The sequence below is a fragment of the Pseudomonas sp. StFLB209 genome, assembly GCF_000829415.1.
Classification (GTDB): domain Bacteria; phylum Pseudomonadota; class Gammaproteobacteria; order Pseudomonadales; family Pseudomonadaceae; genus Aquipseudomonas.
In genome coordinates this window covers 2,032,688-2,051,769 of sequence record NZ_AP014637.1, presented here as the reverse complement: position 1 = coordinate 2,051,769, position 19,082 = coordinate 2,032,688, and the positions used below count along the sequence as shown (strand labels likewise).

The 19,082-nt window shown below is 60.3% G+C and carries 20 protein-coding genes; 15 read left to right on the top strand and 5 right to left on the bottom strand.

Annotated elements, in window-relative coordinates:
* Nucleotide 1: 1 nt before the first annotated feature.
* The gene (locus PSCI_RS09500; protein WP_045485616.1) at nucleotides 2-1,183 is read right to left on the bottom strand and encodes an acyl-CoA dehydrogenase; all 1,182 of its coding nucleotides are present in this window, start codon (nucleotides 1,181-1,183) and stop codon (nucleotides 2-4) included.
* 156 nt (nucleotides 1,184-1,339) lie between these two features.
* On the opposite strand from PSCI_RS09500, the gene PSCI_RS09495 reads away from it, so the two are divergent.
* The 10 genes from PSCI_RS09495 to PSCI_RS09450 all read left to right on the top strand — a co-directional run bounded on the left by PSCI_RS09495 (nucleotide 1,340) and on the right by PSCI_RS09450 (nucleotide 11,141).
* Nucleotides 1,340-2,248 (top strand): LysR family transcriptional regulator, encoded by a 909-nt coding sequence (locus PSCI_RS09495; protein WP_045485613.1) that lies wholly within the window; start codon nucleotides 1,340-1,342, stop codon nucleotides 2,246-2,248.
* 433 nt (nucleotides 2,249-2,681) lie between these two features.
* Complete coding sequence (locus tag PSCI_RS09490) at nucleotides 2,682-3,803, top strand: Re/Si-specific NAD(P)(+) transhydrogenase subunit alpha (RefSeq protein ID WP_045485611.1); 1,122 nt, start codon at nucleotides 2,682-2,684, stop codon at nucleotides 3,801-3,803.
* Nucleotides 3,804-3,814: 11 nt separating this feature from the next.
* A complete protein-coding gene (locus PSCI_RS09485) occupies nucleotides 3,815-4,132 on the top strand; it encodes an NAD(P) transhydrogenase subunit alpha (RefSeq protein WP_045485609.1) in 318 nt (105 codons plus the stop codon).
* On the top strand, nucleotides 4,129-5,583 hold the full coding sequence (locus PSCI_RS09480; protein WP_045485606.1) for an NAD(P)(+) transhydrogenase (Re/Si-specific) subunit beta: 1,455 nt from the start codon (nucleotides 4,129-4,131) through the stop codon (nucleotides 5,581-5,583). Before PSCI_RS09485 ends, PSCI_RS09480 begins: the two co-directional genes overlap by 4 nt.
* Before the next feature lie 178 nt (nucleotides 5,584-5,761).
* On the top strand, nucleotides 5,762-7,255 hold the full coding sequence (locus PSCI_RS09475) for an acetyl-CoA hydrolase/transferase family protein (RefSeq protein WP_045485603.1): 1,494 nt from the start codon (nucleotides 5,762-5,764) through the stop codon (nucleotides 7,253-7,255).
* A gap of 319 nt (nucleotides 7,256-7,574) precedes the next feature.
* Nucleotides 7,575-7,790 carry a DUF1127 domain-containing protein gene (locus PSCI_RS09470; RefSeq protein ID WP_045485600.1) on the top strand — a complete coding sequence of 72 codons (216 nt, stop codon included), beginning with the start codon at nucleotides 7,575-7,577 and terminating at the stop codon, nucleotides 7,788-7,790.
* Nucleotides 7,791-8,071: 281 nt separating this feature from the next.
* Entirely contained in the window at nucleotides 8,072-8,389 is a 318-nt protein-coding gene (locus PSCI_RS09465) for a DUF2388 domain-containing protein (protein WP_045485597.1), read from the top strand.
* 134 nt (nucleotides 8,390-8,523) lie between these two features.
* Complete coding sequence (locus PSCI_RS09460) at nucleotides 8,524-8,829, top strand: DUF2388 domain-containing protein (protein WP_045485595.1); 306 nt, start codon at nucleotides 8,524-8,526, stop codon at nucleotides 8,827-8,829.
* A gap of 33 nt (nucleotides 8,830-8,862) precedes the next feature.
* The gene (locus PSCI_RS09455; protein ID WP_045485593.1) at nucleotides 8,863-9,183 is read left to right on the top strand and encodes a DUF2388 domain-containing protein; all 321 of its coding nucleotides are present in this window, start codon (nucleotides 8,863-8,865) and stop codon (nucleotides 9,181-9,183) included.
* Complete coding sequence (locus PSCI_RS09450) at nucleotides 9,180-11,141, top strand: DUF7844 domain-containing protein (RefSeq protein ID WP_045485592.1); 1,962 nt, start codon at nucleotides 9,180-9,182, stop codon at nucleotides 11,139-11,141. Before PSCI_RS09455 ends, PSCI_RS09450 begins: the two co-directional genes overlap by 4 nt.
* Here PSCI_RS09450 and PSCI_RS09445 read toward each other — a convergent pair whose 3' ends face one another.
* From PSCI_RS09445 to PSCI_RS09435, 3 genes are all read right to left on the bottom strand, one after another.
* Nucleotides 11,142-11,516, bottom strand: a complete 375-nt coding sequence (locus PSCI_RS09445; RefSeq protein ID WP_045485590.1) for a hypothetical protein — start codon at nucleotides 11,514-11,516, stop codon at nucleotides 11,142-11,144.
* Between the two features lie 98 nt (nucleotides 11,517-11,614).
* Nucleotides 11,615-12,052, bottom strand: coding sequence for a hypothetical protein (locus PSCI_RS09440; RefSeq protein WP_045485588.1), 438 nt, complete (start codon nucleotides 12,050-12,052; stop codon nucleotides 11,615-11,617).
* Between the two features lie 213 nt (nucleotides 12,053-12,265).
* Complete coding sequence (locus tag PSCI_RS09435; RefSeq protein WP_045485585.1) at nucleotides 12,266-12,538, bottom strand: HU family DNA-binding protein; 273 nt, start codon at nucleotides 12,536-12,538, stop codon at nucleotides 12,266-12,268.
* Nucleotides 12,539-12,872: 334 nt separating this feature from the next.
* Here PSCI_RS09435 and PSCI_RS09430 point away from each other — a divergent pair, with 334 nt between their 5' ends.
* The 5 genes from PSCI_RS09430 to PSCI_RS09410 all read left to right on the top strand — a co-directional run bounded on the left by PSCI_RS09430 (nucleotide 12,873) and on the right by PSCI_RS09410 (nucleotide 17,950).
* Complete coding sequence (locus tag PSCI_RS09430; protein ID WP_045485583.1) at nucleotides 12,873-13,427, top strand: chorismate--pyruvate lyase family protein; 555 nt, start codon at nucleotides 12,873-12,875, stop codon at nucleotides 13,425-13,427.
* The gene (gene ubiA / locus PSCI_RS09425; RefSeq protein ID WP_045485581.1) at nucleotides 13,427-14,317 is read left to right on the top strand and encodes a 4-hydroxybenzoate octaprenyltransferase; all 891 of its coding nucleotides are present in this window, start codon (nucleotides 13,427-13,429) and stop codon (nucleotides 14,315-14,317) included. Before PSCI_RS09430 ends, ubiA begins: the two co-directional genes overlap by 1 nt.
* 98 nt (nucleotides 14,318-14,415) lie before the next feature.
* Nucleotides 14,416-15,105, top strand: coding sequence for a phosphate regulon transcriptional regulator PhoB (gene phoB / locus PSCI_RS09420; protein WP_045485577.1), 690 nt, complete (start codon nucleotides 14,416-14,418; stop codon nucleotides 15,103-15,105).
* Nucleotides 15,106-15,150: 45 nt separating this feature from the next.
* Nucleotides 15,151-16,473, top strand: coding sequence for a phosphate regulon sensor histidine kinase PhoR (gene phoR / locus PSCI_RS09415; RefSeq protein WP_045485574.1), 1,323 nt, complete (start codon nucleotides 15,151-15,153; stop codon nucleotides 16,471-16,473).
* Nucleotides 16,474-16,609: 136 nt separating this feature from the next.
* Nucleotides 16,610-17,950: a hemolysin family protein gene (locus tag PSCI_RS09410; protein WP_045485572.1), complete on the top strand. Its 1,341-nt coding sequence runs from the start codon at nucleotides 16,610-16,612 to the stop codon at nucleotides 17,948-17,950.
* A 147-nt stretch (nucleotides 17,951-18,097) separates the two neighbouring features.
* On the opposite strand, the gene PSCI_RS09405 is transcribed toward PSCI_RS09410, so the two are convergent.
* The gene (locus PSCI_RS09405; RefSeq protein WP_045485571.1) at nucleotides 18,098-19,000 is read right to left on the bottom strand and encodes a peptidoglycan DD-metalloendopeptidase family protein; all 903 of its coding nucleotides are present in this window, start codon (nucleotides 18,998-19,000) and stop codon (nucleotides 18,098-18,100) included.
* Nucleotides 19,001-19,082: the final 82 nt, after the last annotated feature.

Sequence of the window (19,082 nt, the reverse complement as noted above, 5' to 3'; positions counted from 1 at the left end):
ATTAATAGAAGGCCTGGATGCCGGTCTGTGCACGCCCAAGAATCAGGGCGTGTACATCGTGCGTCCCCTCATAGGTATTAACCACCTCAAGGTTGACCAGATGGCGTGCCACACCGAACTCGTCGCTGATGCCATTGCCACCCAGCATGTCCCGCGCCAGACGCGCAATATCCAGCGCCTTGCCGCAGGAGTTGCGCTTCATGATCGAGGTGATTTCCACCGCTGCCGTCCCTTCATCCTTCATGCGCCCAAGTCGCAGGCAGCCTTGCAACGCCAGGGTAATCTCGGTCTGCATGTCGGCCAGCTTTTTCTGGATCAACTGGTTGGCTGCAAGCGGGCGGCCGAACTGCTGGCGGTCCAGGGTGTATTGCCGCGAGGTATGCCAGCAGTATTCCGCAGCCCCCAGTGCGCCCCAGGCGATCCCGTAGCGCGCTGAGTTGAGGCAGGTAAACGGACCTTTCAGACCGCGCACGTCAGGGAAGATGTTCTCTTCGGGCACAAACACGTTATCCATTACGATCTCACCGGTGATCGATGCCCGCAGCCCGACCTTGCCGTGAATGGCCGGCGCGCTCAGCCCCGCCCAGCCCTTCTCCAGGATGAAGCCGCGAATATCGCCGGCATCATCCTTGGCCCAAACCACAAACACATCGGCAATCGGACTGTTGGTGATCCACATCTTCGCCCCGCTCAGGCTATAGCCACCCTCCACCTTGCGTGCCCGGCTGATCATGGCGCCCGGATCGGAGCCATGATTGGGCTCGGTCAGGCCAAAGCAGCCAATCCACTCGCCAGTGGCGAGTCTGGGCAGGTACTTCTGCTTCTGCGCCTCGGAACCGAACTCGTTGATCGGCACCATCACCAGCGACGACTGCACGCTCATCATCGAGCGGTAGCCGGAGTCGATACGTTCCACCTCGCGGGCAATCAGCCCGTAGCACACATAATTGAGCCCACTGCCGCCATACGCTTCAGGGATCGTCGCACCCAGCAGCCCCACCTCGCCCATTTCACGGAAAATCGCAGGATCGGTGCGCTCGTGACGGAAAGCCTCCAGCACCCGGGGCGCCAGTTTGTCCTGGGCAAATTGTTCAGCGCTGTCACGAACCATGCGCTCTTCTTCAGTCAGTTGCTGATCCAGCAACAGCGGATCAATCCAGTTGAAGCTTGCCTTGCCGCCCATGGTCCATGCCTCACAGAAATGCCATTGGTAATGCATCAAGCCTAGCCGCGCACCGCCCAAGGGACAAACGACGTTTATGCACGGTGTTGTGCTAATTTCTCACTCCGAAACCATCAGAACCTTGGTATTTCGTAGCCACAGGTGAGGACTCCGTACATGCGACGCAAGATCCCCAGCACTTCCGCTCTGGTCAGCTTCGAATCGGCCGCTCGCCACGAGAGCTTCACCAAAGCCGCTCAGGAGCTGTCGCTCACCCAAAGTGCGATCTGCCGACAGATCGCCAGCCTTGAAGACTTTCTCGGGGTCGAGCTGTTCAAGCGCTCAAGACGTGGGGTAAAGATTACCGATGCCGGCCTGTCCTATAGTCGCCGGGTCGCCCTGCAACTCGATGCCGTAGAGCGCGACACGCTGTCGATCATGGGCCAGCAGGGCAGCAGCGTCATCGAACTGGCCGTTGTGCCGACCTTCGGCACCCAATGGCTGTTACCTCGTCTGAAAGACTTTCAGATGCGCCATCCTGAGGTCACCCTGAACCTGACCAACCGTACCCGCCCCTTTCTGTTCGCCGACACCGATTTCGATGCCGCCATCTACTTTGGCGATGCCGACTGGCCGGGCACCCGGGCGTATCGTCTGATGAGTGAAAACCCCATGCCGGTCTGCGCACCGGCGTTCCTGAACGGCCAAGATCGGCTGGACGCCGAACAAATCGCCCTGCTGCCCCTGCTCCAGCAGACCACCCGCCCCTACGCCTGGCGCCAGTGGTTCAATGACTGCCAGGTCCAAGTACCTCGCGACATGACCGGCCCACGCTACGAGCTGTTTTCGATGCTGGCCCAGGCCGCCATCCACGAAATGGGCGTAGCCCTGATCCCGCCGTTTCTGATTCAGCGCGAATTGGAAGAGGGACGCCTGGTCATTGCCAATTCTCATGCATTGACTAGCCTGAAGGCCTATCACTTGATGATTCCCGAACGAAAAACCGCAACTGTATCGCTGCAAACGTTTGGCAACTGGCTGGTGGAGCAGGCACAGCGCTTCAAATTGCCGCATGACAAGGCCTGAGGCGACTCATAAATAGGTAGTTACGACTTACATTGCGCTACAGATGTAAGCTTTTGTCGCCATTGTGGAACTGTTCAACAATCCTTTCAAAAATCTGTTGAAGCTTCTATTTACGTGGCTTTGAGCGACTTTCTTGAGTCAATCCACGACCGCAGCAAAAATATATTCTTACCCACATAAAATCAGTGGAATTCTCTATAAGCCTTATAAATAAAGGCCCTCACTAAAATATTGCGACAATAGGTCACAGGATGACTTGTAGTTGTTTTCCAGTCTTATTACAGAATCTATTGAAGGCCGCCCACGCTCGCCTGCACAATGCGTCGCGCCTGGCCTGCAGGGCATAGGACATGCTGGTTGAACACCGCCAAGGCACTGCCGCAGCACAACGGCCAACTCATCAAGACAAGAAAGATCATGCAGGAGACTTGACGTGCACATTGGTGTTCCTCTCGAAACCCACGCGGGCGAAACACGGGTAGCCGCCACCCCGGAAACCATCAAAAAACTGGTCAGCCAGGGTCACACGATTACCGTGCAAAGCGGCGCGGGCATCCATGCCGGGGTCCCGGACAGCGCCTTTGTTGCCGCTGGCGCCACGCTTGGCCAGGCCAGCGACGCCTTCGGCGCCCAACTCATTCTCAAGGTGACAGCGCCCAATGCTGAAGAACTGAGCCTGATCAACAGCGGCACCGTGCTGATCGGCATGCTCAACCCGTTCAACAACGAGAGCATTGCCCGCATGGCAGAGCGCGGCATCAGCGCCTTTGCCCTGGAGGCCGCACCGCGTACCTCCCGCGCCCAAAGCCTCGATGTGCTGTCGTCTCAGGCCAACATTGCCGGCTACAAGTCTGTATTGCTGGCCGCCCATCACTATCCGCGCTTCATGCCGATGCTGATGACCGCCGCCGGGACCGTAAAAGCCGCCCGGGTGCTGATTCTCGGCGCCGGCGTGGCCGGTTTGCAGGCCATTGCGACGGCCAAGCGCCTGGGCGCCGTGGTGGAAGCCTCGGATGTGCGTCCAGCCGTGCGTGAGCAGATCGAATCGCTGGGCGCCAAGTTTATCGATGTGCCCTACGAGACCGATGAAGAACGCGAGTGCGCCGAAGGCGTCGGCGGTTATGCCCGGCCCATGCCGGCCAGCTGGATGCAGCGCCAGGCCGCTGCCGTGCACGAACGCGCCAGACAGTCGGACATCGTCATCACCACCGCACTGATTCCCGGCCGCAAAGCGCCAGTGCTGCTCAGTGCCGACACCGTGGCGCAGATGAAGCCCGGTTCAGTGGTCATCGACCTGGCTGCCGCTCAGGGTGGCAACTGCCCGCTGACCGTGGCTGACCAGGTAGTGATCAACAATGGTGTGACCATTGTCGGGCCGACCAACCTGCCGGCACAGGTCGCTGCAGACGCCTCGGCGCTGTACGCACGCAACCTGCTGGACTTCATGAAGCTGCTGTTTGACAAGGACGGCACTTTCTCGATCAACCTCGAAGACGACATCGTCGCCGCGTGCCTGATGTGCCGCGACGGCCAGGTCATCCGCAAGAACGGCTGAGAACAACCACAATGCAAGAGCTGATCTCCCCCGGTATCTACAACCTGATCATTTTCGTGCTGGCGATCTATGTCGGCTACCACGTGGTCTGGAACGTCACCCCTGCCCTGCACACCCCGCTGATGGCCGTGACCAACGCCATCTCGGCCATCGTGATCGTCGGCGCCATGCTCGCCGCCGCCCTCACAGTGACCCCGCTGGGCAAGATTATGGGCACCCTGGCGGTGGCCCTCGCTGCGGTCAACGTGTTTGGCGGTTTCCTGGTCACCCGGCGGATGCTGGAAATGTTCAAAAAGAAAGCCAAGGCCAAGGATGAGGTGCAGAAATGAGCATGAACCTCGTCACCCTGCTCTACCTGGTTTCGGCGGTCTGCTTTATTCAGGCACTCAAGGGCCTGTCGCACCCCACCACCTCGCGGCGCGGCAACCTGTTCGGCATGCTGGGCATGGGCCTTGCGGTGCTGACCACGGTCGGTCTGGTCTACAAACTGGCGGCCCTGTCGTCCGTTGAAGGGACCAGCGCCGGCATCGGCTACATCATCGTCGGCCTGCTGGTCGGCGGCAGCGCCGGCTCAATCATGGCCAAGCGCGTCGAGATGACCAAGATGCCTGAGCTGGTGGCGTTCATGCACAGCATGATCGGCCTGGCCGCCGTGTTCATCGCTATCGCCGCAGTCGTTGAGCCACAGTCGCTGGGTATCGTGGCCAATCTGGGCGATGCAATCCCGGTAGGCAACCGCCTGGAGCTGTTCCTCGGCGCAGCCATCGGTGCCATCACCTTCTCCGGTTCGGTCATCGCCTTCGGCAAGCTGTCGGGCAAGTACAAGTTCCGCCTGTTTCAGGGCGCACCGGTACAGTTCGCCGGCCAGCACAAGCTGAACCTGGTTCTGGGCCTGGCCACGCTGTTCTGCGGCCTCACCTACATGATCAACGGCAACCTCACTGCATTCGCCATCATGCTGGTGCTGGCCTTCGTGATCGGCGTACTGCTGATCATCCCGATTGGCGGCGCCGATATGCCGGTGGTGGTGTCGATGCTCAACAGCTATTCAGGCTGGGCGGCGGCCGGTATCGGCTTCTCGCTGAACAACTCGATGCTGATCATCGCCGGCTCTCTGGTGGGCTCCAGCGGTGCGATCCTGTCGTACATCATGTGCAAGGCGATGAACCGTTCGTTCTTCAACGTGATCGGTGGCGGCTTTGGTGGGGCGGCAGAGGCAGGCCCGGCGCAAGCAGGCCAGCAGCAACGCTCGGTCAAATCCGGCTCGGCCGACGATGCGACTTTCCTGCTGACCAACGCCGACACCGTGATCATCGTTCCCGGCTACGGCCTGGCGGTGGCTCGGGCCCAGCACGCGCTCAAGGAACTGACCGAAAAACTGGTCCACCACGGGGTGACCGTGAAATACGCGATCCACCCGGTGGCCGGGCGCATGCCGGGGCACATGAACGTGCTGCTCGCCGAGGCCGAAGTGCCTTATGACCAGGTGTTCGAGATGGAAGACATCAACTCCGAGTTCGGTCAGGCCGACGTGGTGCTGGTGCTGGGCGCCAACGACGTGGTCAACCCGGCGGCGAAAAACGATCCCAAGTCGCCTATCGCCGGCATGCCGATCCTGGAGGCTTATAAAGCCAAGACCATCATCGTCAACAAGCGCTCGATGGCCAGCGGCTATGCCGGTCTGGACAACGAACTGTTCTATCTGGACAAAAGCATGATGGTTTTTGGTGACGCGAAGAAGGTCATTGAGGACATGGTCAAGGCCGTCGACAACCTCTGATCAGACCGCACCGAACCAAGCCCCGGCCGCGCGCGAACCGGGGCTTTTTTACACCCACGGTAAAAGTGTTTTTCTCTGAAAGCCGCCAATTAGAGCCTTCGAATACGACCTTGGTCGGGGGACGCGACGCTCACCAGCCACTAGACTTGGCGCTCGCTCCTACCCGAGACAATAAACCATGTACCGTGATCGTATCCGCATGCCTGGCCTGATGAGCAAGGTAATGAACGCATCAGATGCCGCCGGCCTGATTGAAGACGGCATGACCGTCGGCATGAGCGGCTTTACCCGTGCCGGCGAGGCCAAGGCCGTCCCCCATGCGCTGGCCGAGCGTGCGCGCCAGACGCCTTTGAAGATCAGCCTGATGACCGGCGCCAGCCTGGGTAACGATCTGGACAAACAGCTGACCGAAGCGGGTGTGCTGTCACGGCGCATGCCTTTCCAGGTCGACAGCACGTTGCGCAAGGCAATCAATGCCGGTGAAGTGATGTTCATCGACCAGCACCTGTCCGACACCGTCGAGCAACTGCGTAACCGGCAGATCAAGGCGGTGGACCTGGCGGTGATCGAGTGCGTGGCCATTACCGAAGAGGGCCATCTGGTGCTGAGCACTTCCGTGGGCAACTCGGCCAGCTTCGCGATTCTGGCCAAACAGGTGATCGTCGAGATCAATCTGTCACAGCCACTGGAGCTCGAAGGCCTGCACGACATCTATATTCCCAGCTACCGTCCGACCCGGCTGCCCATCCCGGTACTCGAAGCCGACTCGCGGATCGGCAGCGCAGCAGTGAAAATCGACCCGGCCAAGATCGTCGGCATCGTGATCAGCGAACAGGCCGACTCCCCCTCGACAGTGCTGCCGCCGGATATCGAAACCCAAGCGATCGCCAACCACCTGGTGGAGTTCTTCAAAAATGAAGTGCGCGAGCAACGCCTGACCGAACGTCTGATGCCGCTGCAAGCCGGGATCGGCACCATCGCCAACGCGGTGATGCATGGTTTGCTGGAGTCGCCGTTCGAGAACCTGACCATGTACTCCGAGGTGCTGCAGGACTCAACCTTCGACCTGTTCGATGCCGGCAAGCTGGCGTTTGCCTCGGGCAGTTCGATGACCCTCTCGGCAGCCAAACATGCTCAGGTGTTCGCCGACTTCAACCGCTACAAGTCAAAGCTGGTGCTGCGCCCGCAGGAGATATCCAACCACCCGGAAGTGATTCGCCGCCTGGGCATTATCGGGATCAATACCGCGCTGGAGTTCGATCTGTACGGTAACGTCAACTCCACCCACGTGTGCGGCACGCGGATGATGAACGGCATAGGCGGCTCGGGAGACTTCTCGCGCAATGCGCACCTGGCAATCTTTGTCACCAAGTCGATTGCCAAGGCCGGCGCCATCTCCAGTGTGGTGCCCATGGTCAGCCACGTGGATCACACCGAACATGATGTCGACATCCTGGTCACCGAACAGGGCCTGGCGGACCTGCGCGGCCTGGCGCCGCGCGAGCGGGCAAGGGTGATCATCGACAACTGTGTGCACCCGAGCTACCGCCAAGCACTCAATGACTACTTCAACAAGGCCTGCGCCTTGGGCGGGCATACCCCGCACCGGCTGCGCGACGCACTGAATTGGCACATTAATCTGGAAGAAACCGGGCGCATGCTGCCGGCCTGATTAGTGCCGCAATCAAAGGCAAACAGTTTTTTGCCATACAGTCTTGGCACTTCACGCCGACATGGCAAAAACTGTACTTCTGTACTGGTCAAAATACGCCACTTTCCACTCTCAATGCGTAACCAAACAGCAAAAACGCACCAAATAAGTGCGCACCAGTACAGTTGCCCTATTTACGAACAAAACAGCGCCCATAAACAGTTAACTGAACACACACAATACAGGTGAACTGTGTCTATGGATGTGGACCGAACGAGAGGAAGATAGGCACCAGTCAAGCCACTCTCTAATCCCGCCACAAGCGGAAGGAAGTCACATCATGGAACGCACCCTCAGTTCCGAGCAGTTTGTAGAAAGCACCGTTACCAACGCCCAGGCCTCGCTGCCTCTGCGTGCCTTCGCCGCCCTGATGCTGTGGCAGCGTCGCCTGTCGAGCCGCCGTCAACTGGCTCGCCTGGACGCCCGCCTGCTGGCCGACGCCGGTATCAGCGAGTCGCAGCGTTACGAAGAGCTGAGCAAGCCATTCTGGCGTTGATACGGCGCAATCTGGTCTGAGACCCTAAGGTCTGCCCCGACCAGAGCACTGAATCCCCACAAGGCCCGTCGCAGGAAACTGCTGACGGGCCTTGTCGTTTCTGGCAGGAAAACAGCCGTCAGCGCAAAAACATAACAGTTTCAATTTAACCAAAATAACACCAGTACAGTCTGTAATCGCTGGCAAACAGCCGCAATAGCCGTAGAGTGAGTGGCTGCGCTAGGCTAGCCGCCACGATTCAGCCTGACGGCTGTTGATTAACCTTCTTACGGAAATCGTCCATGTCCATGCTTCGTGTTCTCGCTACTACAGCTCTGCTGACCGCCGCCCTCAACGCGAATGCAACCAGCTTCGTGGTCACCACCGATGCGCTCGTCGGTGCGGTTGCGGCGACTACCGATGCCACGTCCGACATCAGTTCCTCACTGCGCGATGACAAGGTTGTACGCGCCGCACGCGATGATGCTGCCAGCTTCGTGGGCAGCGCCGGCGAGATCCGCGGTGCACGCCTGGAGGCCGCACTGAGCCATATTCGCCAGGTCCAGCCGCAACTGCAGGCGAGCGACGCGCAGTTGGCCCAAGCCATTCTGGCCATCTGAGACACCATCAGGTCTGGCCAGGGTTTTGTGTAACACCGTTTGTTGAACAAAGACCCTGGCTGCCCTCACGGGTAGCTCTGCTGCAAGCATTTGCGCTAGCCTTGAGCCTCGTTCTGCAATTGCCCTGAACTGCCATGCGTTTATTGAAACTGTTATCCCTGCCCCTGCTGGCCAGCCTGACCTACAGCACTTCAGCACAAGCCTTCGATGTCACGACCCAAGGCGTCGTTGTCAGTGGCTACGTAACCAGCAAAGTCACCAGTGCACCGTTCGACAACAAGCTGATTCTCGCAGCTCACGACGATGCAGCCGCCTTTGTCGCTACCGACGGGCAGCTACGCGGTGCACAACTTGAGTCGGCGTTGCATCAGTTGCGTAAAAGCCAGGCAAAACTTCATGCCAGCGACCTTGAACTGGCAGAAGCAATTCTCGTCCAATAGGCACTTTTCAGCTTTTGTTTCCGGAGACGTTACATGCGCACCCCGTTGATTGCCGCGACCTTAGGCATGCTGTTGATGGCCGATCTGGCTCAGGCCCAGACAGTGGTGGCCACCAGCAACATCATCGTTCGTGCTTTCGGCCGCTCCATTGATTTCACGTCCGACACCACCACCTCGATCCGTGACTCAAAGGTTGTCCAGCAAGCCCGAGACGACGCTGCCAGCTATGTCGCCAGTAATGGCGATATCCACGGCGCACGGCTCGACGCCGCCTTCGACACCCTGCGCAGCCGCGTGCCTGAAGCGCGTACTGCCAGCGACCAGACCCTGGCTGAAGCTATCCTCGCATTGTGAGACGCCTTGGCGCCTGGCTGCTGGCCGCAGCTCTGGCACTGACAGCCCTGCCGGCTCTCGCCGATCTGCAACTGATCTTGCGCGATGAGCACTTGAGTCCGACCGAGCGCCAGGCCACCCAGGCGTTGCTGGACGAAGCTGTGCAGGCTTTGCCGCCGGCCTTCATCCACAACCTGGATCGCAAGGTCCAGGTCAGTTGGTCCAGTGACATGCCGGCTAACGCCTATGGCCAGGCCGCCGGGCCTTATCAGCTCTATCTCAATACCCGCTTGCTGTCCTCCCTGAGCGACGGCTCGGCGGCCACCGCCCAAACTCAACGCCCGCATGGCACCGTGCGCCGCGAACTGCTTGCCACCGTGCTCCATGAGCTGACCCACATCTATGACCGCGCCCGCTTGTGGCCAGCCGCCCAGCGCAGCCTGATCGTGCGCTGTAGCCGGCAGCACAGCGCCTTGGGCAAGGTCGGCCTGGCCGATGAATGTCGGGGCCAGACCGAGCGCCGCTTCACCCTCAGTGACGACCCACGGCTGCTGGATCTGGCCGGCTGGCAGCAATATGTCGGCCGTCGTGGCGAGCGCGAACAACACAATGGCCAGGGCGTACGCAGCCCGGACAGCTACGAGCTGAGCAGCCCGCTGGAGTTTGTCGCCGTCAACATGGAGTACTTCCTGCTTGATCCGGCCTATGCTTGCCGACGCCCCGCGCTGTACGCCTGGTACAAGCAGCAGTTCGGCTGGGCACCGGCCAGTCAACAGCCATGCCCGACGGTCTATCCCTACCTCAACGCCGGCAATGACTTTGCCCGCGAGCCGCTGGGCAAGCTCGACCCTGAACGGGTCTACACCGTGGATTACCTGCTGGCAGAAGCCAACCAGAACCTGATGAGCCGCTGGGGGCACAGCATGCTGCGCCTGGTGATCTGCAAACCCGGCAGGCCGCGCGGCCCGGATTGCCGTCTGGACCTTGACCAGCACCTGGTGTTGTCCTACCGGGCATTTGTCGGTGATGTACAGTTGTCCAGCTGGGACGGCCTGACCGGCGCCTATCCGTCACGCCTGTTTGTGTTGCCGCTGGGCCAGGTGATCGACGAATACACCAAGACTGAACTGCGCAGCCTGGCTTCCGTGCCGCTGAAGCTGAACCGCCAGGAGATCGACAATCTGGTGCGCCACGCTGCCGAAATGCACTGGAGTTACGACGGCGACTATTACTTCCTGTCCAATAACTGCGCCGTGGAAACCCTCAAGCTGCTGCGCGCCGGCACTGCCAATCCTGGTCTGACGGCTCTGGACAGCATCTTGCCCAACGGTCTGCTGGAAGTGCTCAAGGGCCGCAAACTGGCCGACACCAGCGTGCTGGACAACCCCAAAGAGGCGCTACGCCTGGGTTATCGCTTCGACTCCTACCGCGACCGCTACCAGGCGATGTTCGAGGTGCTGAAAAAGAACCTGCCGATCCGCCAGAACAGCGTGGAAGACTGGCTGCAACAGCCAGCCAGTGAGCGTCGTCCGTGGCTTGCCAAGGCCGACCTGCGCACCAGTGCGGCCATTCTGCTGCTCGAGCAGGCCAGCCTGCGTCGCCAGTTACTACTGGCCCAGGACGAGGTCAAACAACGCTATCTGAGTGCCAGAGAACAGCAAGACGGCCGGGTCTCGAAAGCCACCGGCACGTTGCAGGACATCCTGGCCAACAGCGGTTTTCTGAGCCGGCCTGCCGAATTGCTCGACAGCCGCGGTTATGGCCTGCCGCAAGTCGATGAATGGCAGCGCCTGGAATCACAGAGCAGCGAGCGACAGAAACTGCTCAAGCGCCTGACCGGCGATCTGGACGGCGAAATCCGCGCTTTACTTGAACCGGGGCGGGCCGCCGAGATCACGGCAACCGAAGCCAACCTCAAACAGATCGGCGAGCATCTGCGTGCCATGCACAAGGCAGCAGGTGGTTTGCAATTACCCTGATCAGGCTTTCTTTTTCGGTTTCAGGTAACGAGTCAGGCCCTGGAACCAAATGACCAACGCCGGGTTGCCCTTGATCTGGATATCCTTGCTCTGGATACCCTGCATGAACGCCAGCTGCTTGTTGCTGGCCTGCAGCGTGGCAAACCCATAAGCGCAATCGCGAAAGGCGATGGTGAACGCCGGCGCTTGAGCGGCACCTCTCGCGCTGCGTATCCGCTGCCCGTGCACGATGTAATGACGCGCCACTTTGCCGTCAGCGGTTTGCAGCTGGAAGGTCAGGTCTTTATCGACCAACTGTTGCTGGAATGCCGGATTGTTGCGACTGGCACGGGCCATCAATAGACCCAGTGCCCAGAGAAGGAAACGAAACTTCATGCAGGTTGCGCCGATCAGTAAGAGCGGCAGGCAGTGTAGCGGGTTGATTCTTGAATTAAACAGCCGGATGCGGTTTGTCCCCACATCCGGCGCAATCGTCAGCGGATGCTGTTGATGCTGCCCTTATTGCCTGTCACCTTCACCTCTACCTTCTTGAAGATGAAGTAGTTCTGTACCTTGACCTCGTAGCGCGGCGCCACGATCAGATCGGCCCCGGAGGACTTAACCGCCTTGTAGGCGGCTGCCGCCTTTACGCTGGAAATCGGGTCCAGCATGCTCAGGCTCAAGCCACCGTCCGAGCCACCATAAACCACACCGTCGGCGAACTCGTTATCACCGCCGAAGCTCAGGAAGTTGAACAGGATATTGGTCGAGGATTGACCGGAGATGGAACCGCCCACGGCGACGTCAGCCTTCAGGTCTGCCTTGACCGAACTGCTGACCGGAGCACTCGGCTGGCTGGTGTTGTAGCTGACGCAGCCACTGGTGGTTGCGATCAGTACTGCCACGGCGGCCGACATCCATAATTTTTTCATTTTTTTCCCAAAGAGACGCGTTTAAGAGATGCAACGGGCGCGCACTTTACGGAGAAAAGTTCGGAAAAAATGTCGGAAAAATCCGCAAAAAGACGGAATATCTACCAAAATATGTAGGACATTTCCCAAGTTACAGCGATAAACATAAACACAAAAAGTAAAGCCCTCCAGAATCGAGGGCTTTGACCGTTTGAAGCCGCCTGCGCCTGGCGATCAGTTGACCGTGTCTTTCAGAGCCTTGCCTGGCTTGAAGGACACCGTGTTGCTGGCCTTGATGGTCACTGGCTCACCGGTTTGCGGGTTCTTGCCGGTGCGGGCACCGCGATGACGTTGCAGGAAGGTACCGAAACCGACCAGGGTGACACTGTCCTTGCGGTGCAGTGCGCCGGTGATTTCTTCGAGAATGGCGTTGAGAACGCGAGTGGACTGGTCTTTGGTCAGGTCCGTTTTTTCAGCAATGGCGGCTGCGAGATCTGGTTTACGCATGTACTAAGCCTCTTTCTGCGATTTTTTGTTTTTATGTACCGCGCCACCCATTCGGGCCGGCGTTCAGCTGCCGTTACGGCTCCACGCAACGGCGGTCGAACAGCAGAATGGCACGCGGCAAACGCCCGCGCCAGTGGGGGCGCGACGAATCTGCGACGAAAAATGCGCTCAAGCCGACAAATAACCCGATTTTTCCGGCCTGGCCGCGCCGGACGCGACACAATGAGCCTGAACAGAGCCGTTTGCGACCTCGCCGCTGCACCTGCAAACGGCGCAAGCGCCACAGCGCTCATGCTAAGCTCGGCGCCTCGAAGATTGCCGCCAATGGCTGACCGTGACCCAGCAAAATCCCGCTTCCCCGCCCGATCAGTGGCTCGAACGCCAGCAACTCAATCCGCTGCCGCCTGCCCGCATAGCGGACTGGCTGTTCAATCAGGACTCGCTCACCCGGCGCCTGACCCGCCTGTCCAATGACGGCTTCAGCGTCACCCTGGTCGATCAAGGCTGGCAAACCCTGCGTGACGACGAATGCGCGGCTCTGAAGCTGGCCCCGGCCAGCCTGGGCTGGGTGCGCGAAGTCTATCTGCGCGGCAATGGCCAGGCCTGGGTCTTCGCCCGCAGTGTGGCCGGCCATGCGGCGTTACAGGATTGCGGGTTGCAGATGGACGAACTGGGCACCCGCTCGCTGGGCGAACTGCTGTTCAGCGACCCGGCCTTCGATCGCGGCGCCCTGCAGGTGCGCGCCTGGCCCGGCCAGTGGCTGCCCGCCCAGGACCGCGCCGAAGGCTTGTGGGCACGCCGCTCGTGTTTCAGCCGCGGCCCGCTGAGTATCCTGGTCGCGGAGGTATTTTTGCCGGCCTTCTGGAATTCATTAAAGGATCTCACCTGATGTACCTGTCGCTGCTCAAATCGTTGAATCGCCTGAATCCACGCGCCTGGGACTTTGTGCAACTGACCCGCATCGACAAACCGATCGGTATCTACCTGCTGCTCTGGCCAACGCTCTGGGCGTTGTGGATTGCCGGCACCGGCAGCCCGTCGCTGGGCAATGTGCTGATTTTCGTCATCGGCGTGTTCCTGATGCGTGCAGCGGGCTGTGTGATCAACGACTTTGCCGACCGCAAGGTCGATGGCCACGTCAAACGCACCCAGCAGCGCCCGCTGGCCAGTGGCAAGGTGACGTCCCGCGAAGCACTGGTGCTGTTCGCCGTGCTGGTGACCTTGAGCTTTCTATTGGTATTGCTGACCAACTCGACGACGGTCTGGCTGTCGTTCGGCGGGCTGGCCCTGGCGGCCTGCTATCCGTTCATGAAACGCTACACCTATTACCCGCAGGTGGTGCTGGGCGCTGCGTTCTCCTGGGGTATGCCGATGGCCTTCACTGCCGAGACCGGCAGCCTGCCGGCGGCGGCCTGGCTGCTGTATATCGCCAACCTGCTATGGACTGTGGCCTATGACACCTACTACGCCATGGTCGACCGTGACGACGACCTGCGTATCGGCGTTAAATCCACCGCCGTGCTGTTCGGCGATGCCGACCGTACCATCATCGTGACGCTGCAAGCCCTGGCGCTGGGCTGCCTGCTGCTGGCTGGCAACCGGTTCGGCCTGGGCGGCCTGTTCCAGCTCGGCCTGCTGGGCGCCGCTGGCTGCTTCGCCTGGCAGTGGCACAGCACCCGGCAGCGTGATCGTGACGCCTGCTTCAAGGCATTCCTGCATAACCACTGGGCGGGCATGGCGATCTTCGGCGGGATCGTGGCCGATTATGCGCTGCGTTAAGAGCCCCGCAATGCTAGCCTGACCACAGATGTCACACGACTGCAATAATTCCGTTATCTAATGCGCCCCAAGACAGTTAAATGACAAGAGGTTCAAGCATGGTTGGCAGGAGCATTCTGATCGTTGACGACGAAGCGCCTATTCGCGAAATGATCGCCGTTGCATTGGAAATGGCCGGCTATGACTGCCTTGAAGCCGAAAATTCCCAACAGGCGCACGCCATCATCATCGATCGCAAGCCGGACCTGATCCTGCTCGACTGGATGCTGCCCGGCACCTCCGGTATCGAGCTGGCACGGCGCCTCAAGCGTGACGAGCTGACCGGGGACATCCCGATCATCATGCTCACCGCCAAGGGCGAAGAGGACAATAAGATCCAGGGCCTGGAAGTCGGTGCCGACGACTACATCACCAAGCCGTTCTCCCCGCGCGAGCTGGTCGCACGCCTCAAGGCAGTCCTGCGCCGCGCCGGTCCGACCGACGGCGAAGCACCGATTGAAGTCGGTGGCCTGCTGCTCGACCCGATCAGCCACCGCGTCACCATCGACGGCAAACCAGCCGAGATGGGCCCGACCGAGTACCGCCTGCTGCAGTTCTTCATGACCCACCAGGAGCGCGCCTATACCCGCGGCCAGTTGCTCGATCAGGTGTGGGGCGGCAACGTCTATGTCGAAGAACGCACCGTAGACGTGCATATCCGTCGTCTGCGCAAAGCGTTGGGTGATGCCTATGAGAACCTGGTACAGACCGTACGCGGCACTGGCTACCGGTTCTCAACCAAAAGCTGAATCCGGCCGCCTGAACCCGCTGTACAGACAAGGATACACCCCTAATTGAACCCCAACTGGCACGGCACCCTGATACGCCATATGTTGCTGCTGGTGACCGCCTGCATGGTCGTTGGTCTGATCAGCGGCGAATATGGCTGGAGCCTGTCGATCGGCCTTGGGCTGTATCTGGCCTGGACACTCAAGCAACTGCTGCGCCTGCATGCCTGGCTGAGCAGCCACAAAGCCGATGAGCCGCCACCGGACGGCTACGGCCTGTGGGGCGACGTGTTCGACAGCATCTATCACCTGCAACGCCGCGACCAACGCGTACGCGGACGTTTGCAGGCGGTGATCGACCGGGTTCAGGAGTCCACCGCCGCGCTGCGTGACGCGGTCATCATGCTCGACTCCGAAGGCAACCTGGAGTGGTGGAACCGCGCCGCCGAAACCCTGCTGGGCCTCAAGACCCCTCAGGACAGCGGCCAGCCGGTGACCAACCTGGTACGCCATCCGCGCTTCAAGGAGTATTTCGCCCACGGTAACTACGCCGAGCCGCTGGAAATTCCTTCACCCAACAACGACCGCATCCGTATCCAGCTGTTGATTACCCGCTACGGTAACAACGAGCACCTGATGCTGGTGCGTGATGTCACCCGTATCCATCAACTGGAACAGATGCGCAAAGACTTCGTGGCCAACGTGTCTCACGAACTGCGCACGCCACTGACAGTGATTTTCGGCTACCTGGAAACCCTGCTCGACAACAGTGAAAGCGTCAACCCGCGCTGGGTCCGCGCGCTGCAGCAGATGCACCAGCAAGGCAGCCGCATGCAGACCCTGCTCAACGACCTGCTGCTGCTGGCCAAGCTCGAAGCCACCGACTACCCCTCAGACAGCCAGCCGATCGCTGTCGGCCCGTTACTCAAAACCATCACCAGCGATGCCCAGGCCTTGTCGGCCAGCAACAATCACAGCATCAGCCTGGCCATCGACAGCGACATGGGGCTCAAGGGCAGCGAGACCGAGCTGCGCAGTGCGTTTTCCAACCTGATTTTCAATGCGGTCAAGTACACCCCGGCCGGCGGCGAGATACGCGTGCGCTGGTGGGTCGATACCCATGGTGCACACCTGAGCGTTCAGGACTCGGGCATCGGCATCGAAACCAAGCACCTGCCGCGCCTGACCGAACGCTTCTACCGGGTCGACACCAGCCGCGCGTCGAACACCGGCGGCACCGGCCTGGGCCTGGCGATCGTCAAGCACGTGCTGCTGCGCCACCGTGGCAAGCTGGAAATCAACAGCGTGATCGGTAAAGGCAGCGTATTTGTCTGTCATTTCTCGTCAATCCAGATGGCCGACCCGGACGACGACTTCGACGAACTCTGACCTCGCCGTTCATGTCCCTATGCAAGCAAGCGCGCAATCGTTACATTGCGTTTCTCATGGCCTTGTATTTGCTATGGATAAAGCCAAAGTCAAAGCCAAATCTCTTCGGATCAAACGGAAACTGTAAATCTCCATCATGGACCCTTCCCCTGGTATCAACCTGGCTTCACTGTTCGCCGATTTCGGCATGATTCTCTTCGCTTTCCTGCTGGTGCTGCTCAACGGCTTCTTCGTTGCCGCCGAGTTCGCCATGGTCAAACTGCGCTCGACCAAGGTCGAATCCATCGCCGACAAGAACGGCTGGCGCGGGCGGATCCTGCGCACCGTGCACGGGCAACTGGACGCCTACCTGTCAGCCTGCCAACTGGGTATTACCCTCGCCTCGCTGGGCCTGGGCTGGGTCGGTGAGCCGGCCTTCGCCCACCTGCTTGAACCTCTGCTGGCCGCGGCTGGCGTCGACAGCCCGGAAGTGATCAAGGGCGTGTCGTTCTTCACCGCATTCTTTATCATTTCCTACCTGCACATCGTGGTCGGCGAGCTGGCGCCAAAATCATGGGCGATTCGCAAGCCTGAACTGCTGTCGCTGTGGACTGCTGCGCCGCTGTACCTGTTCTACTGGCTGATGTACCCGGCCATCTACCTGCTCAATGCCAGCGCCAATGCCATTCTGCGTACCGCCGGGCAAGGCGAGCCTGGCCCGCATCACGAACACAGCTACAGCCGCGAAGAACTGAAACTGATCCTGCACTCCAGCCGTGGCCAGGACCCCAGCGATCAGGGGATGCGCGTGCTGGCCTCAGCGGTCGAGATGGGCGAACTGGAGGTGGTCGACTGGGCCAACTCGCGCGAAGACATGATCTTTCTGGACTTCCACGCGCCACTCAAGGAAATCCTTGCCCAGGTTCGCCGCCACAAGTTCAGTCGCTACCCGATATTCGATGCCGAGCGCGGCGAGTTCGTCGGCCTGCTGCATATCAAGGACCTGCTGCTGGAGCTGGCCGAACTCGACCACGTTCCCGAGCTGTTCAACCTTGCCGACCTGATCCGGCCGCTGGAACGCGTCTCGCGGCACATGCCGCTGGCCCGTCTGCTGGAGCAGTTCCGTCAGGGCAGCGCTCACTTTGCTCTGGTCGAAGAAGCCGACGGCAAGGTCATTGGCTATCTGACCATGGAAGACGTGCTGGAGGTACTGGTCGGCGACATCCAGGACGAACACCGCAAGGTCGAACGCGGCATCCTCGCTTACCAGCCCGGCAAGCTGCTGGTGCGTGGCGACACCCCGCTGTTCAAGATCGAGCGCATGCTGGGCATCGACCTGGATCATATCGAAGCCGAGACCCTCGCCGGGCTGATTTACGAATCGCTCAAACGCGTGCCTGAAGAAGAGGAACAGATGGAGTTCGAAGGCCTGCGCATCATCATCAAGAAGATGAAAGGCCCGAAGATCGTCCTGGCCAAGGTGCTCAAGCTCGATTGATCACCCCGGCACGCTGTAGGAGATCACCCACCGCCTCGGCGCCGCGCTGTCGCGCAGCAAACACCGGACCTCGTAGGACCTGCTTTAGCAGGGAAGCTTTCGCGGCTGAAGCCGCTCCTACGGTGTGTCGGGATGGGAATCCGCTTATCAATTGCCGCCCACGGCGAAGTTCGGCAGGCTCTGGATCGGCCGGTTGAATTCGTAAGGGATCGACACCAGCTCCTGGCCGACATTGCGCTGCACGACAAAATGCAGGTGTGGACCTGTGCTGTTGCCGGTATTGCCTGACCGGGCCAGGGCGCTGCCGACGCTGACCTTCTGCCCTTCACTGACCACCACCGAGCCGCGCATCAGGTGCAGGTAAACGCCCATGGTGCCGTCGTCGTGGAGAATCCTGACGAAGTTGCCAGCCGGGTTCGAACCACGCCCGGTCTGGTTGTTTTCCACCTTGATCACTGTGCCGGCCCGCGCCGCGATGATCGGCGTGCCCTCAGGCATGGCGATATCCATCGCATAGCGGCCCTTGGGGTCGCTGTGGCTGTATTTGCCGCCCGGCCCCTGCGTCAGGCGAAATGGCCCGCCCACCCACGGCAGCGGGTAGCGGTACGCCAGAGGGTTGCCTCCTGGCGCCCCCAGGGTCGAGGTCAGCCGGGTGCTGTAGTTGATCGCTTGCCCAGCCTGCCTGGGGCTGAGCACGATCACCCGTTCATTGCTGCGCGCCGCCAAGGTGCGGCGCAGGGTCGTGGAATTGCCCTGCACACCCAGCACGTTCTTCAGGTTGCTCAGCCTGAGTTCGATCTCGACCGGCGCATACAGGTCATTGCGCACATACAGGCTGTCGACCCCATTGACCTTGCGCACGTCCAGCCGCACCTGGCGCTCGATGTGCTCGACCATCCGGTCGCGGAACACCACCACGGCCGCGCCCGGCGAAGGCCGGTCACTGAATGACACCACCCCATTGGCGTCTGTGGTTTTGTAGATGGTCACGGCCTGCGCCATCTGTGCGACCAGCAGCAGGCCGCCCAAGGTCAGTAAGCGTTCAAGCATAAGAGTAAGCGCGGGCTGATTGGCAATGGGCACCAAGCCTAGCAGGCTTACTGATCAATAAGCACTCATGGTTATCAATGAC

What these genes read in the sequence shown, in the direction of transcription:
- PSCI_RS09500 (WP_045485616.1), bottom strand. Translation starts at nt 1,183, where the DNA reads ATGGGCGGCAAGGCAAGCTTCAACTGGATTGATCCGCTGTTGCTGGAT.
- PSCI_RS09495 (WP_045485613.1), top strand. Translation starts at nt 1,340, where the DNA reads ATGCGACGCAAGATCCCCAGCACTTCCGCTCTGGTCAGCTTCGAATCG.
- PSCI_RS09485 (WP_045485609.1), top strand. Translation starts at nt 3,815, where the DNA reads ATGCAAGAGCTGATCTCCCCCGGTATCTACAACCTGATCATTTTCGTG.
- PSCI_RS09480 (WP_045485606.1), top strand. Translation starts at nt 4,129, where the DNA reads ATGAGCATGAACCTCGTCACCCTGCTCTACCTGGTTTCGGCGGTCTGC.
- PSCI_RS09475 (WP_045485603.1), top strand. Translation starts at nt 5,762, where the DNA reads ATGTACCGTGATCGTATCCGCATGCCTGGCCTGATGAGCAAGGTAATG.
- PSCI_RS09470 (WP_045485600.1), top strand. Translation starts at nt 7,575, where the DNA reads ATGGAACGCACCCTCAGTTCCGAGCAGTTTGTAGAAAGCACCGTTACC.
- PSCI_RS09465 (WP_045485597.1), top strand. Translation starts at nt 8,072, where the DNA reads ATGTCCATGCTTCGTGTTCTCGCTACTACAGCTCTGCTGACCGCCGCC.
- PSCI_RS09460 (WP_045485595.1), top strand. Translation starts at nt 8,524, where the DNA reads ATGCGTTTATTGAAACTGTTATCCCTGCCCCTGCTGGCCAGCCTGACC.
- PSCI_RS09455 (WP_045485593.1), top strand. Translation starts at nt 8,863, where the DNA reads ATGCGCACCCCGTTGATTGCCGCGACCTTAGGCATGCTGTTGATGGCC.
- PSCI_RS09445 (WP_045485590.1), bottom strand. Translation starts at nt 11,516, where the DNA reads ATGAAGTTTCGTTTCCTTCTCTGGGCACTGGGTCTATTGATGGCCCGT.
- PSCI_RS09440 (WP_045485588.1), bottom strand. Translation starts at nt 12,052, where the DNA reads ATGAAAAAATTATGGATGTCGGCCGCCGTGGCAGTACTGATCGCAACC.
- PSCI_RS09435 (WP_045485585.1), bottom strand. Translation starts at nt 12,538, where the DNA reads ATGCGTAAACCAGATCTCGCAGCCGCCATTGCTGAAAAAACGGACCTG.
- ubiA (WP_045485581.1), top strand. Translation starts at nt 13,427, where the DNA reads ATGTACCTGTCGCTGCTCAAATCGTTGAATCGCCTGAATCCACGCGCC.
- phoB (WP_045485577.1), top strand. Translation starts at nt 14,416, where the DNA reads ATGGTTGGCAGGAGCATTCTGATCGTTGACGACGAAGCGCCTATTCGC.
- PSCI_RS09410 (WP_045485572.1), top strand. Translation starts at nt 16,610, where the DNA reads ATGGACCCTTCCCCTGGTATCAACCTGGCTTCACTGTTCGCCGATTTC.
- PSCI_RS09405 (WP_045485571.1), bottom strand. Translation starts at nt 19,000, where the DNA reads ATGCTTGAACGCTTACTGACCTTGGGCGGCCTGCTGCTGGTCGCACAG.